This is a genomic window from Hymenobacter convexus (assembly GCF_030580955.1).
Lineage (GTDB): Bacteria > Bacteroidota > Bacteroidia > Cytophagales > Hymenobacteraceae > Hymenobacter.
Genome location: NZ_JAUQON010000003.1, coordinates 628310 through 641390 on the forward strand (window position 1 = coordinate 628310; position 13081 = coordinate 641390).

General features: G+C 65.2%; 11 protein-coding genes. 3 read left to right on the forward strand and 8 right to left on the reverse strand.

Features of this window, described 5'->3' with window-relative positions; all coding sequences use genetic code 11:
- Nucleotides 1-18: 18 nt before the first annotated feature.
- The 5 genes from Q4S41_RS09090 to Q4S41_RS09110 form a co-directional block, all read right to left on the reverse strand.
- A complete protein-coding gene (locus tag Q4S41_RS09090; protein WP_305030831.1) occupies nt 19-2430 on the reverse strand; it encodes a TonB-dependent receptor domain-containing protein in 2412 nt (803 codons plus the stop codon).
- 204 nt (nt 2431-2634) lie between these two features.
- Nucleotides 2635-3738, reverse strand: a complete 1104-nt coding sequence (locus tag Q4S41_RS09095; RefSeq protein WP_305030797.1) for a cytochrome-c peroxidase — start codon at nt 3736-3738, stop codon at nt 2635-2637.
- A gap of 208 nt (nt 3739-3946) precedes the next feature.
- A complete protein-coding gene (locus Q4S41_RS09100) occupies nt 3947-6325 on the reverse strand; it encodes a PAS domain-containing sensor histidine kinase (RefSeq protein WP_305030798.1) in 2379 nt (792 codons plus the stop codon).
- A 190-nt stretch (nt 6326-6515) separates the two neighbouring features.
- Complete coding sequence (locus tag Q4S41_RS09105) at nt 6516-6647, reverse strand: hypothetical protein (protein ID WP_305030799.1); 132 nt, start codon at nt 6645-6647, stop codon at nt 6516-6518.
- Nucleotides 6648-6684: 37 nt separating this feature from the next.
- A complete protein-coding gene (locus Q4S41_RS09110) occupies nt 6685-7086 on the reverse strand; it encodes a hypothetical protein (protein WP_305030800.1) in 402 nt (133 codons plus the stop codon).
- Nucleotides 7087-7377: 291 nt separating this feature from the next.
- On the opposite strand from Q4S41_RS09110, the gene Q4S41_RS09115 reads away from it, so the two are divergent.
- Together Q4S41_RS09115 and Q4S41_RS09120 are read left to right on the forward strand one after the other, a co-directional pair.
- A complete protein-coding gene (locus tag Q4S41_RS09115) occupies nt 7378-7584 on the forward strand; it encodes a hypothetical protein (RefSeq protein ID WP_305030801.1) in 207 nt (68 codons plus the stop codon).
- Nucleotides 7585-7651: 67 nt separating this feature from the next.
- Nucleotides 7652-7864, forward strand: coding sequence for a hypothetical protein (locus tag Q4S41_RS09120; protein ID WP_305030802.1), 213 nt, complete (start codon nt 7652-7654; stop codon nt 7862-7864).
- A gap of 12 nt (nt 7865-7876) precedes the next feature.
- Here Q4S41_RS09120 and Q4S41_RS09125 read toward each other — a convergent pair whose 3' ends face one another.
- Entirely contained in the window at nt 7877-10915 is a 3039-nt protein-coding gene (locus Q4S41_RS09125) for a CheR family methyltransferase (protein ID WP_305030803.1), read from the reverse strand.
- A 173-nt stretch (nt 10916-11088) separates the two neighbouring features.
- Between Q4S41_RS09125 and Q4S41_RS09130 the strand changes: the two genes are divergently transcribed.
- On the forward strand, nt 11089-12111 hold the full coding sequence (locus Q4S41_RS09130) for a chemotaxis protein CheB (protein ID WP_305030804.1): 1023 nt from the start codon (nt 11089-11091) through the stop codon (nt 12109-12111).
- Between the two features lie 89 nt (nt 12112-12200).
- Here Q4S41_RS09130 and Q4S41_RS09135 read toward each other — a convergent pair whose 3' ends face one another.
- Nucleotides 12201-12467 (reverse strand): antitoxin VbhA family protein, encoded by a 267-nt coding sequence (locus tag Q4S41_RS09135; protein WP_305030805.1) that lies wholly within the window; start codon nt 12465-12467, stop codon nt 12201-12203.
- Between the two features lie 28 nt (nt 12468-12495).
- Nucleotides 12496-12873, reverse strand: coding sequence for a hypothetical protein (locus tag Q4S41_RS09140; RefSeq protein WP_305030806.1), 378 nt, complete (start codon nt 12871-12873; stop codon nt 12496-12498).
- Nucleotides 12874-13081 lie beyond the last annotated feature (208 nt).

Genomic DNA, 13081 nt, shown 5'->3' on the forward strand with positions numbered 1-13081 from the left:
TCGTGCGCCCCTACTTCCCTAGTCGAAGCCCTTGCCGCCGGCATCATCGGGCTGCTCTTCTTTGCGCTTGGTGCGTGGGGCCGCGTTTTCGTTGCCGAAGCGGTAGGTGAAGCCCAGGTACACCACCCGCGACTCACGCTTGTTGCGCGTGAGCGACTCGAAACCAGGTCCGTAGGCATTGAAGTTGAACTGCAGCGTATTGAAAATATCGGACACCCGCAGCGTGATGTTGCCTTTGTCTTTAAGCACGGCCTGCTTGGCGGCAAAGTCGAAGTTGAGCTGGGTGAGGCGCGAGCCCTGGGCCGTAACTACCGGCGAGCGGTAATTGCCGGAGAGTTGCAAATCGAGCTTTTTGGTGGGCGAAACCGTAGTATTCAACCGGCCCGAGTACACGAAATTGCTGTTGTTGAAATCGACATTGGTCGGCACCGAGCCCTGGATGATGCGCCGGAACGCCGAGGCGTTGGCGTTGACTTTCCAGATGCTGGTGAGGTTGGTGGTGCCCACCAGCTCCAGGCCGTAGCTGATTTCGTGGCCCACGTTCAAGCGCGTGTTGTTCGTGACGATGGTGTTGGAAACCGGGTCCAGAAAAAATGGGTCGCGGATGTTGGTAATCGTGTTTTCCTCGTAGCGGTAGAAGGCCGTGCCGCTCACCGAGCTGCCGGCCCCGAAAAAGCGCTGGTCGCCCAGCTCCAGCGCGTGCACGAACTCAGGGAACAGCAGCGGGTTGCCGGTGCGCAGGTTCAGTGGGTCGGAGCGGTCGGTGAAGGGGTTGAGTTCATCGGCGTTGGGCCGCTGCACGCGGCGCGAATAGCTGATTTGCAACCGGTTGTCCTTGCTCACATCATACGCCAGCACCGCGCTCGGAAACAAACTGAGGTAGCTGCGGCTGAGGTGGGCGTTGGGCACGTCGAGCGACTGGTCGCCGCGCGTATTGGTCTGTTCCAGGCGCAGGCCCAACTGGTAGCTGAAAGCGCCGGCCGCGTTGGCGTAGGTGCCGTAGGCGGCCTGAATGTACTCGTGATACAGAAAGCGGTTGGAGGGGTCGAACTTCAGCGCAGGCAGGCTGGTATAGCGGTAGTCGTTGTCGTAGCGGCGCGAGATGCTTTTGGCGCCCAACTCGTAGCGGCCCTTCTCGCCCAGCGGCATCACGTAGTCAATCTGGGCCGAGGCCTGGTCGGTCTGGTTGTCGAAATACTGGTTTTGGTTGCCGTTGGTCCAGGCCACTTCGTTGCGGTAGTCCACGTTCGAATACGCCGTTTGGGAGCTGCTAACGGGCGTGTACACGGCGTTGGCGGTCAGCTCGCGGCGCTTTTGGGCGGGCCACACGCGGCGGTAGTCCAGGCTGAGGTCGGCCTGCTTGTTGCTGCCGTGGCCGGTGTTGTAGCGGTTGGTATTGCCCAGCGCCACGGGTGTGTTGGTGGTCGTGTTGGTCTGGCTCGAAATGATGTCCTCGATGGAGCGCTGCGTGTTGTAGCGCGGCTGCACGGCCAGCGTCAGCGTTTGGTCGGGCGTGAGGGCATAGTCCAGGCCCAGGCGCACGGCGTGGCTGGTGTTATAGTTCACGCCGCTGCGGTCCTGGTTCAGCACGATGGTGCCGAGGCCGGTGTCGGCACGCTGGCGCACCGAGCCGTAGCCCGTGCGCCGGTCCTCCCGGAAATCGTAGGAGCCGAACACGTTCACCTTGCCCTGGTGGTAGTTCAGGTTCAGCGAGGTGTTGTATTTGTCGCCGGTGCCGGCCGTGGCGGTGGCCTGGCCGTTCCAGCCGTCCTGGCGCTGCTTTTTGAGCACGATGTTGATGATGCCGGCCGTGCCCTCGGCGTCGTAGCGCGACGACGGATTGGTTATCACCTCAATGTTCTGGATGCTGCTGGCCGGCAGCTGGTCCAGGGTCACGCCGGTGGGCTTGCCGTCCACAAACACCTTCACGTTGCTCGAGCCGCGCAAGCTCACGGCGCCGTTCTGGTCCACGGTCACGCTGGGCACGTTCTGGAGCACGTCGGCGGCGGTGCCGCCGGTGGACGTCAGGTCCTTGGTCACATCGATGACTTTCTTGTCGAGGTTGTCGCTCACGATGGCGCGCTCACCCTTCACCACTACCTCGGCCAGCTTGGTGGCCGCCACCCGCAGGCGCAGCGGGCCCATATCCAGCGTGGGTGCGCCGGCCGTGAGGGCCACGGCGCGCAGCCCCACGCGGTAGCCCACCACCGAGGCCTTCAGCACATAGTTTCCCAGCGGCACTTTCTCGATAGAAAATGTGCCGCTTTCCAAAGTTTGGGCGCCGGCCACGAAGCTCGAATCGGTGGCACGCAGCAACACCACCCCGGCAAAGGGTAGCGGTTCGCTATTAGCGCCGTCGAGCAGCTTGCCGCTCACGCGGCCGGGGCCCTGGGCCTGGGCGGCCAGGGGCAGCGCCAGGCTCAGCAGCACCGCTAGCAATTGGCACCGGCGTGAATTGGCATGGGCACTAAAAAACCGCGCGCAGGCGGTGGCAACGGACTTCAGATTCCGTGTTTCTTCTCTCAGCATCAGCAACAATCTCCCAGCACCGCCGCACCGTGCATCCGGTTTCCTACTTGGTTCAGGGTCAAAATTAGAACCCAAACCTGGGGCAATTCTGGATTGTCGCCCGGCCTATGGCTTGGCGAAGCGCGGGTCCCGGATAAACGTCGAATCGGTCAGAGTGCGCAGGAAGGCCACGATTTTCGCCTTTTCGTCGGTGGTCAGGTCCAGGGTGGGGCCGCCGCCGCGGGTGTTCGACGTGTTGAGCATCAGCGGGTCGATGTTGGGGCTGTTGAGCACCACGTGCTGGTTGTAATGGTCCATCACCTGCTCCAGGGTGGCGAAGCGGCCGTCGTGCATGTAGGGCGCCGTGAGGGCAATGTTGCGCAGGCTGGGCACCCGGAACTTGCCGTTGTCGGTGGGCAGGCCGGTGAGGCCACCCAAGCCGAGGTCGGTGAAGCTGGCATCGAGGCCGTTGTTGCGGAAGGCGTTGTCGGTTTGCAGGTCGCCGGTGTGGCAGTCGCCGCAATTGCCACCGCGGGTGCTGGCCGTGCCGGCCGGGTGCGTGTAGAACAGCACCAGGCCCGCCTGCTCGTAGGCCGTGAGGGCCGTGCGGTCGCCGCGCTGAAACCGGTCAAAGCGCGAGTTGCTCGATATCATCGTGCGCTCGAACTGGGCCAGGGCCTTCAGCACGTTGGCCTCGCTGACGGTGCTGCTGCCGAAGGCCTTCCGAAACAGGGCCGGGTAGGTGGGGCTGGCTTGCAGCTTGGCCACGCCGGCGCTCAAGCTCTGGTGCATTTCCAGCGGGTTTTCGATGGGAATGCGGGCCTGGTTTTCCAGGCCGGTGGCGGCGCCGTCCCAGGTCAGCTTGGGCTCCCAGGCCAGGTTGGCCAGGCTCATGGAGCTGCGGATGGTGGTGGTGCCGTTCACGCCGGTGGCGCGGGCCTGCCCGTCAGAGAAAGCCAGCTCCTGCTTGTGGCACGAGGCGCAAGCCACCGTGCCGTTCAACGACAGCGCTTTCTCGTAGAACAGCTGCCGGCCCAGCGCCACGCCCTCGTTGGTGAGGGGGTTGTCGGCCGGGGCGGCCTGCATGGCGGGGAAGTTGGTGGGCACCGCCAGGTTGTAGGCCGTGGGCGGCACCACGGGGCCTTCGGGGTCCGGGGTGTCGGCGTCGTGCTGGCAGCCGGCCAGGCCCAGCAGCATTCCCAATCCCAGCAGCGCGAAAGTCGTTTTCATGTTCAAATTTAGTACCGATGAGTCGTCAGGGAAGGCACCGAAAGCAAAGGCGTTGTAGCGGCCCGATTGCTCCACCGACTCGCTTCCAAAGCTACAAACCGGCCGGCGAATAGGTTCGCCAGCCTCGACCAGTCCCGGCCGGACGTCGGCGGAATCAGCCAACGGCCGGCCGGGGCGCAACCACTCAAAAATCAGGCCGAAACGCCGCTCACACGTTCAGCTCGAAGCTGACAATGGTGCCCCGGCCCAGGCGCGAGGCAATGGCCACTTCGCCCCCGAGCAGGGCTACCCGGTTGCGCACCCCCGACAGGCCAATGCCCGCCAGCGGCTGCGTAGCGAGGGTGGCCGGGTCGAAGCCCTGCCCGTTGTCTTCCACGCTCACGTAGAGGCGGCCGTTTTCGCGGGCCACGTGCACCTCCACTTCCGCGGCGTGGGCGTGCTTCATCACGTTGTTGAGCAGCTCCTGCACCACGCGGTACACCGCAATTTCGACCGGGGCGGACAGGCGGCGCTCCAGGCCGCGCAGGTGCAGGCCCACGGGCAGGCCGGTGGGCGCGATGCGCTTCACCAAAGTTTCGAGGGCGGTGCGCAGGCCAAAATCCTCGAGCACGCCGGGCGTGAGCTCGAAGGAAATGGTGCGGGTAGAACGAATGGCCTCGTCGAGCAGCTTGAGGGTTTCGCGGTGCGAAACGGCGTTCGAAGCCGGGTGCTCCAGGCTGAGCTTGGTGGCGTAGAGCACCTGGCCCAGGCCGTTGTGCAGGGCCTCGGCAATGCGCTTGCGCTCGGCTTCCTGGGTGGCCAGAATGGCGGCCAGCACCTCCTGCTGCTGGCGCAGGCGCAGCTGGGTGGCTTCCTCGGCCAGGCGGTCGCGCTCGGTCACGTCGCGGACGATGACCAGCACGCCGCTGGGCAGGTCCTGGCCGTCGTCTTTCAGCGGAATCAAAAACACGTCAAAATAGCCCGGGCGGCTATGAAAGGGCTGGTGCGTACGCGAAATGTGGTCGCCGGCCAGGGCCCGGGCCACGTTGGCGTGGGCTTGCTCGTCTAAAAAAGGCATGACGTCGAACAGGGGCCGGCCCAGCACCGCGGCAGCTTCCTGGCCGAAGTAGCGGGCGGCTTCGGCGTTCCAGGCCGTGACGCGCTGCGCGCGGTCGATGGCCAGGATGCCGTCGACGGTGTTTTCGAGCAGGCTTTCGGAGAACTCCTTTTCGCGGCGCAGGGCGTCTTCGGCCTCGCGCCGGGGCGTCACGTCGCGCATGATGCCGATGAGGCGCTGGGGCTGGCCCGCGGCATCGGAGGCCACTTTGCCCTGGGCCGCCACGTAGCGCACGCGGCCGTCGGGCCACACAATGCGGTGCTCCAGGTCGAAGGGAGCTTGCTGGGTGAGGGCCCGGCGCAGGGCTTCGGCCACGGCCGGCAGGTCCTGGGAGTGCACGGCGCGGTGCAACACCTCAAACGACACCGGCTCGGGGTGGTGCGGCAGGCCGAAGATGGCCTGGGCGCGGGCGTCCCAGTGCAGCTCGTGGCCGGCAATTTCCCACACCCACACGCCGCTTTCGGAAGCGTCCAGGGCCAGCTGGAACCGCTCCTGGCTTTGGCGCAGCTCCTCCCGGGCGGCGCGCACCTGCGTAATGTCGCGCCACAGGATGTGCACCAGCGGGGTATTGCCGCCTAGCTCAATGGGCGTGAGCACGGCTTCCATCCAGATTTCCTCGCCCGTGGCTTTGTGCATCAGGGCCTCGCAGCGGCGCGAGCCGGTGCGCAGGGCATCGGAGGTGGTTTCGCGAAACAGGTCGATGGTGCGCTGGCCGCTGGGCTGCACCTCGGGGGCGTGGGCCCAAGCGGGATGGCCCACCACGTCGGCCTTGCTGCGGCAGCCCAGCAGGCGCACGGCGGCGGCGTTGCAGTCCACAAACTGGTGGCCCTGCAGCAGCACCACGGCGTCGTTGCTGTCGTTGAAGAGCTTGCGGAAGCGGGCCTCGCTGGCGGCCAGGGCGTCGGCGGCCTGGCGGCGGGCCGTCACGTCCACCACGGCCAAGCGGCACTGGTGGCCGTCGGGGCCGGCGGCGCGCAGGCCTTCGAGCTGGGCGTAGAAGGGCGAGCCGTCTTCGCGCTGCAGGGTCAGCTGGGTGCTGAGCGTGGCGTCGGTGCTGAGCACGCGGGCCAGAAACTGGCCGAAATCGAGGCGGTCGGGCGGGGCCACAAACAGGGCAAACCGCCGCCCCACCAGGCGCTGCCGCACGGTGCCCAGCTGCCGGCTGGCGCACAGATTGAGCTGCTCGATGGTGCCCACCGCGTTGAGGGTGCAGTAGCCCACGGGCGCAAAATCGTAGAGGTCGATGTATTGCGCGCGGGCCGTGGTGGCCTCGGCCTGGGCCAGCAGCAGTTCTTCGTATTGCATTTCGAGCTCTATCTGGTGCACCTGCAACTCCTGCACCAGCTGCTCTACCTCCTCGGGGGAGTGCTGCTCGCTGGCCTGCGTGACTAGGTGGCGGCGCTGCTCGGCGCGGGCGCGCAGGGCCAGCAGAGCCTCGTGGGGGCCGAGCGGAAGGGACGGGTCGGGCGCGGAACTGTCGGAAGGGTACATGGCGCGGGCAAAGGAGGCGGGTCAATATACTACTATCTCTTTTTGGAGTTAGAAAAAACCCCACCCGCTGCCCGCCGAGTGGCGATGTTTACCCAAACCTTATTTTAATTTTTATACTTCATGCCCAACCAGTTTCATCCCGGCATCCCGGCCGAGGGGTTGGACGAGGTGCAAACCCACTTTGACGCCATTAATTGGGGCCGCCGGGCCGCTGCTCGGGGAGCGGGCCCACCAACCAAGCCACCGCGGCTTCCTCGGTGGTGAAGACGCGGACGTGGTAGGGGTGCGCCGCCGCAAACGCCTGGGCCACGGCGTCGCCCACGCTGGCGTTGGGGGGAAGCTCTTCGAGGCAGGCGCGGCTAATCTAGCTGGCCCAGCACCCAGGCCATGGCGGCGCCTTCGTCGGTGAAGGTGCGCAGGTCGAAGGGGTGGCCGGGGGCGTAGGCGGCGTCCATCACGGCGCGCAATTCCGGGTCGGCGCGCAGGTTTTCGGCGCGCACGGGGGCCACCAGAAAAGCCAGCCGCAGGCGGGCGGGCCGCACCAGGGCGGCGGCGCGGGGCAGCCAGTTCTGCGTCACCCAGCGGGCCGAGTCGAGCGACATCACGGGGCGGCGGCGCACATCGAGCAGCCAGTGCGGGGTGCCCAGGGCTTCGGGGGCTTGCAGCAGGGAGTCGTATTCGGCCTGGGCCGTGCTGGCCACGTTGGTGTTCAACCAGCGGGCGGTGAAGAGGTCGAGGTCGGGGCGGTAGGCGAATTCCAAGGGCAGCGGGGAATTATGGCAACAAGAATGGCGATGGGACCAAAGCTACAACGGGGGGCTCACGTGGGCCGGCGCCGGCGGGGGTCATTGGGCCGGGCCTGCCACAGGGCACTGGGCGCGGGATTCAGGCCGCGCTTGCCGTAGAAGCACCTGTTGGTGGTGTAAGCCCGAACGAAGCCTGCCTCTAAGTATTTTCTCGGCCGGAAAATCCGTATTCTCCCCCTTGACATCCCGCTAAGCTTCATTGGAAATTTGTAGAATATTCAGGTATCTTTTCACTGGCATTCTACCATGTCCTCCTACGACCCCCGCTTTGGCCCCAACGCCCAAACGCCGCAGCAGCGCGCCAACGTGTTGCGGCAGCTCCAGCTCACCCATCCCCGCCTCAAAACCCACGCCTCGCTCCAGGCCCAGCAGCTCTACGCCCGCTACGTGGCCGGCGAGCTGAGCTGGGGCGACGTGCGCCGCGCCCTCGACGAAGCCGCCCCGCAGGCCTAGCCTTTCTTTTTCTATCATACCCGCTTGCCCGTGCCGACGCTTTTGGCCGCTGGGCAAGGTTTAACGCATGCGCATTTCCCCTTTCCACTCGCCCCTGCGCGGCATCGCCCTCGAAGAAGTTTGGCACGACCACGACGACTGCCCCGTGGCCCGCAGCATAGCCCCGCCCGACCGGGTGCCCGGCATTGCCCCGTCGCGCAAGCGCTGCCCCTACTGCGCCCTGCTCGACCAGCCGCCGCCCCGGCCGCCGCAGCACTTGGTTTCTCTCCGCCGGCGCTGAGCGCCCCTGCCCCTACTCCACCACTTCCACGCCCAGCAGCAGCGGCCCCATGGGGGTGCCGTGGCTGGTGAGGGCGCGCCCGTAAATCCGCAGCGTGCGCCGCCCCGCCCCGGGAAAATCGGCGGTAAATTCCACGTCGTCGAAGGCCTGGCCGGGCTCGGCAAGGGCCGCGTCGAGGCGCTGGCGTAGGCCGGCCTGCTGCCACGCGCCGCCGTCGAGCTCGCGCAGGGGCTGGCCCTTCACTTCAGCAGCATTCAGGCCGAAAAGGGTGGCGAAGGCCTGGCTCACGGCCAGCACGCGCTGCTGGCTGTCGAGCACCAGCAGGGGCTCGCGCATGGTTTCCACAATGCTTTCGGCGAAGCGGGTGCTTTCCTGCAGCCGGGTTTCGAGGTTTTTAAGGCCCGTGATGTCGGTGAAGGTGATGACGGCCCCGCCGATGTAGTTGTCGAGGGTGCGGTAGGGCAGGATGCGCATGGCGTACCACTCGCCGCGGGTGGTCTGGATGTTGGCCTCCACCGTCACCAGCCGGTCGAGCACCAGCTGCAGGTCTTTTTCCAGGCTTTCGTGGCGCAGCGTGTGGGCGAAGTGCGTGATGGGGCGCCCCACGTCGGCCGGCAGCAGCGAAATGATGCGGTGCACCGGCGGCGTGAAGCGCTTTATCACCATGTCGTTGTCGAGGAAGATGGTGGCAATTTCCGTCGCGTCGAGCAAGTTCTTCATGTCGTTGGCGGCCTGGCTCAGCTCCTCGGTTTTGCTCAGGTACTGCATGTTGAGGGTCATGAGCTCCTCGTTGAGGCTCTGCATCTCCTCCTTGTTGGTCATGGCCTCCTCGTTGGTGCTTTGCAGCTCCTCGTTGGCGCTCTGCAGTTCCTCGTTGGTGCTCTTGAGCTCCTCCACGCTGCTTTCCATCTCCTCGATGGTGGTTTGGAGGCGGTGCTTGGTGTACTGCAGCTCCTTTTCCAGGGCCTGAAACTGGGCGTCGGGGCCGGGGTCGGCGGCCAGGGCGGCCTTGCCCAGGCGCACCTTGCGGGGCGTGGGCTGCTCCTCAAACACCACCAGCAGCAGGCCCGCCAGCTGTTCGCTCTCTTCCAGGGGCTTCACCGTGAGGCGCACCAGCTGCACGCCGGTGTCGAGGCGCAGCTTCACGTGGTCGGCCGTCACGGGCTCGCGGGTGGTGCTGGCCTTGTGCACGGCCGCGCTCAGTTCGTAGTTGAGCTCCTCGCGGGCCATGTCGAAGAGGTTCATGCCGCCCAGGCCGGGGGCCGGCTCCAGGTAGCGGCCGGTGCGGCCGTTCACGTACATGATTTCGCCCTTGCCGTTGATGACCACCGCGGGCGGCGTGTATTGGCGAAGCAGCACGCGCTGCACCAAGCTGGCAAACGGGCCTTCCTTGCGGACGGAATGGGGGTTCATGGGGCCAGAGGCAGATGTGGGCGCGGAGGGGGCTTGCTGCCGGGCCAGGGTAAAAGGAAACGCCGCGAGGCGCGAAACGGACGCCGGCGTGTCGGTGCGGCGCGAAATCTTCCACTTCACGTCCAGGGTCTGAAACAGGTCTTGGAACCCGGTCAGGTTTTCGCTCGGCCCCAGGAACAGCAGCCCGTTGGGGCTGAGGGCGTAGTGAAAGATGGGAATGAGGTTGCGCTGCAGCTCGGCGCTGAGGTAGATGAGCAGGTTGCGGCACACCAGCAGGTCGAGCTTGGTGAAGGGCGCGTCCTTGTTGAGGTCGTGCACGGCAAACACCACCACGTCGCGCACTTCCTTCTTGATGCGGTAGCCTTCCTCGCTTTTGGTGAAGAAACGGCGCAGGCGCTCGGGGCTCACGTCGGCCACGATGTTCTCGGTGAACAGGCCGCTGCGCGCAAAGTCGATGCCGTCGGGGTTGATGTCGGTGGCAAAAATCTGGATTTTCAGGTACTTGCTCCGGTCCACGCCGTCGAGGCATTCGAGCAGCGTCATGGCCAGGGAGTAGGCCTCCTCGCCGGTGGAGCAGCCCGGCGCCCACACCCGCACGGTGCTGTCGGCGGGCTTCTGGCGCAGCAGCGGCAGCAGGCGGCCCTTCAGGTTCTCGAAGGCCTCGCGGTCGCGGAAAAACTTGGTCACCCCAATCAGCAACTCCTTGAACAGGGCTTCCACCTCGTCGGGGGTTTCCTGCAGGTAGCGCACGTAGTGGGTGAACTCCCGAATCTGGTGCGAGTTCATGCGGCGCTCGATGCGCCGAAACACGGTGTTGCGCTTATAAAAGGAGAAGTCGTGCCCGGTCCGGGCCCGGATAAGCAGAAAAATTTTCTGGAGCGCATGGGCCGGCTTGCTGCTGCTCTCGGGCTCTTCGCGGCCGGGGCGGCTGGCGGGGTTGCGCACGTATTCGAGCAGCTTGGCCGGCAGTTGCTCGGCGGGCAGCACGTAGTCCACAAACTCGGTGGCCAGCGCCGAGCGCGGCATGGCGTCGAACTCGGCCGTGGCGGGGTCCTGCACCATCACCATCCCAAAGTTTTCCATCACCATTTTCAGCCCTAGCGTGCCGTCGGAGCCCAAGCCCGAGCACACCACGCACACGGCGCGCTCGCGGGCATCTTTGGCCAGGCTCTGGAAAAAGAAGTCGATGGGCAGGCGGCGGCCCGGCGGCTGGGTGGGCGCAAACAGCAGCAGCGTGCCGTGCAGGATGCTCATGTCGCGGTTCGGCGGGATGACGTAGACGTGGTTGGGGCGCACGCGCAAGCCGTCTTCGGCCTCCAGCACGGGCATGCGGGTGAATTGCCCCAGCACGCTGGCCAGGGCCGATTCCTGGTTGGGCGAAAGGTGCGTCACCACCACGAAAGCCATGCCGCTATCGGGCGGCATGGCCATAAAAAACTGCTCAAACGCCGCCAGCGACCCCGCCGAGCCGCCCAGTCCCACCAGCCGGAACTTGTCGGCTCCACCGTCTTCGGGCCGGGCTGCTTCGCGCAGCATGGTGGGCGTGGCGGGCTCGTCGGCATCGCGGGGCATGTCTTCGCCCGGCGTGATGGTGATGCCGGCCTCGGCGGCGGGCTGAACTAGGTCTTTGGGAGTCATTGGGGTGGTAAAACGGGCCTTCGGCCGGGCCAACCGGCCCGGCCGAAGGGCAGCCGGAACGCAAGCCCCCTGCCGCCAACTGGCCCGCCACAAATTTATCCGAAAAAGACGCGCCCGTTGCCCGCCGGCTTTATTTTAGCGTAAACAGCACCGATTTCTTTCTATTTTCATTCATGTCTGCTCCTTCTCATCTTATTGTGGTTGGCACCTCGGCGGGCGGCATGCCGGCGCTGGTGCAGCTGGTGGCACAGCTCTCGCCCGCACTGCCCGCCGCGGTGCTGGTGGTGCAGCACTTCGCTCCCGATTCCGACGGCCAGCACCTCATCGACCGGCTGGCCCGCCACACCCAAATGCCCTGCCGCCTGCCCGTCGATGGCGAGCCCATCGAGGCCGGCACCCTCTACCTGGCCCCGCCCGACCGCCACCTGCTGGCCAAGGACGGCGGCACCGCGCACCTGCTCGTGACCAAAGGCCCGCGCGAGAACCACTACCGCCCCGCCGCCGATGCCCTGTTTCGCTCGGCCGCGGTGGCCTTTGGGGCCAACGTGGTGGGCGTCATCCTCACCGGCATGCTGCACGACGGCACCGCCGGCCTAGAGTTCATCAAGCGCTGCGGGGGCGTCGCCATCGTGCAAGACCCCCACGAAGCCGAGTACCCCAGCATGCCCGAAACCGCCCTGCGCAACGTGGACGTCGACTACGTGGTGCCGCTGAACCTGATGGGCCCGCTCCTGGAAGAAATAACGGCCCGCCGCGTGCCCGAGCGCAAAGCCGAAGTACCCGAAGACCTAAAACAGGAGGCCGCCATTGCGGAAAGAGTCGTGGGAACCACCGAAGAAGTACTCAAAATTGCGCACCTCGTGCCTCTCACCTGCCCCGACTGCGGCGGCAATCTCTTCGAGGTGAACCAGGGCAAGGTGCTGCGCTACCGCTGCCATACCGGCCACGCCTTCACCGCCGACAGCCTGCTTCACAGCGCCCAGCAAACCCTGGAAGAAACCCTCTGGGTGGCCCTGCGCATGATGGAGGAGCGCAAAAACCTACTCAGCAGCATGGCCGTGCGCGGCGAGGGCCCTTATTCGGTGCAACAGGAAGAGCGCATCGAAGAGATGAAAAAGCACATCAACCGCCTCAGAGAATTTCTGCTCAATGGCAGCAACGGCATTGGCTCTCCGGCAGGACCGCCGGAGAACTGAGCGGAGAGATGGCCGGAAAAGAATAAAAAGACGGTCATGTCTCTGCAAGCTCGACATGACCGTCAGTAAATATCCTCGGCCGCAACCTTCTAAATAATATTCCGCCGGTTCAGAAACTGGCGGTAGCTCTGGTGCTCCTGGGCCATCTGCTCACGCACCTGCGCAATGGCCTGGGCCAGCGTCACTTCCCCGCGCACGTAGCGCTGAAACAGGGCCACCGTTTCGGCGTTAGCGGCCGTGCCGGTCAGGGCCTGAATCTCGAGGGTGTTGCGGGCCGTGGCCTGGCGGCGCAGCCAGTGGGCCCGCTGGTCGGGGGCCAGGTCGTCGGGCAAGGCGGGAGCAGTAAACGGAATCATTGGGGCTGCAGAAAATGAAGGGTCGGGGTCAGTGCGAGAGCGCGAAGTCGATGTAGTCTTTCGGGGTGCGGGCGGTTTGGCGGGCCGCATCCAGCAGCGTGGGCACCATGCAGGGCGCCGGGCCCAGCTCGCACTTCAGCAGGTCTTTGCGCACGCGGTCGGGCACGTGCACCAGCACCAGCTGGGCGTGCTGCTCCTCCAGCTGGTGGTGGGCGCCCCACAGCAGGCGGGCCGCTTCGTCGGAGAGCGAGTGCAGCATGCCGCAATCAACCCACACGGCGGCTTTGCCGCTGCGCTTGGCACAGTTCAGCGAGTCGGCCAGGTCGGCTTCGTGCTCGTTGGTGCGGCTCGGCGCGAGGATGAGGAGGTAGCTGTCGGCGAGTAATTCGTGATAAACAACGGTCATAATCGTAAGGATTAGCAGAGTTGATTAATTGCCGGTAAGTACACGCGCCTTGGGTCCTGATAATAAAGAATGGGTGATAAACGGAAGGAGCGGTTCACAAATCTACTTTACTATATATTCAAAAAACAGGGGAAAAGTACGGGTTTAATCGGAGGTTAATACTGATAATTAAACCGGGATAAATCTTATTCACACCGCAGGCCTTGCC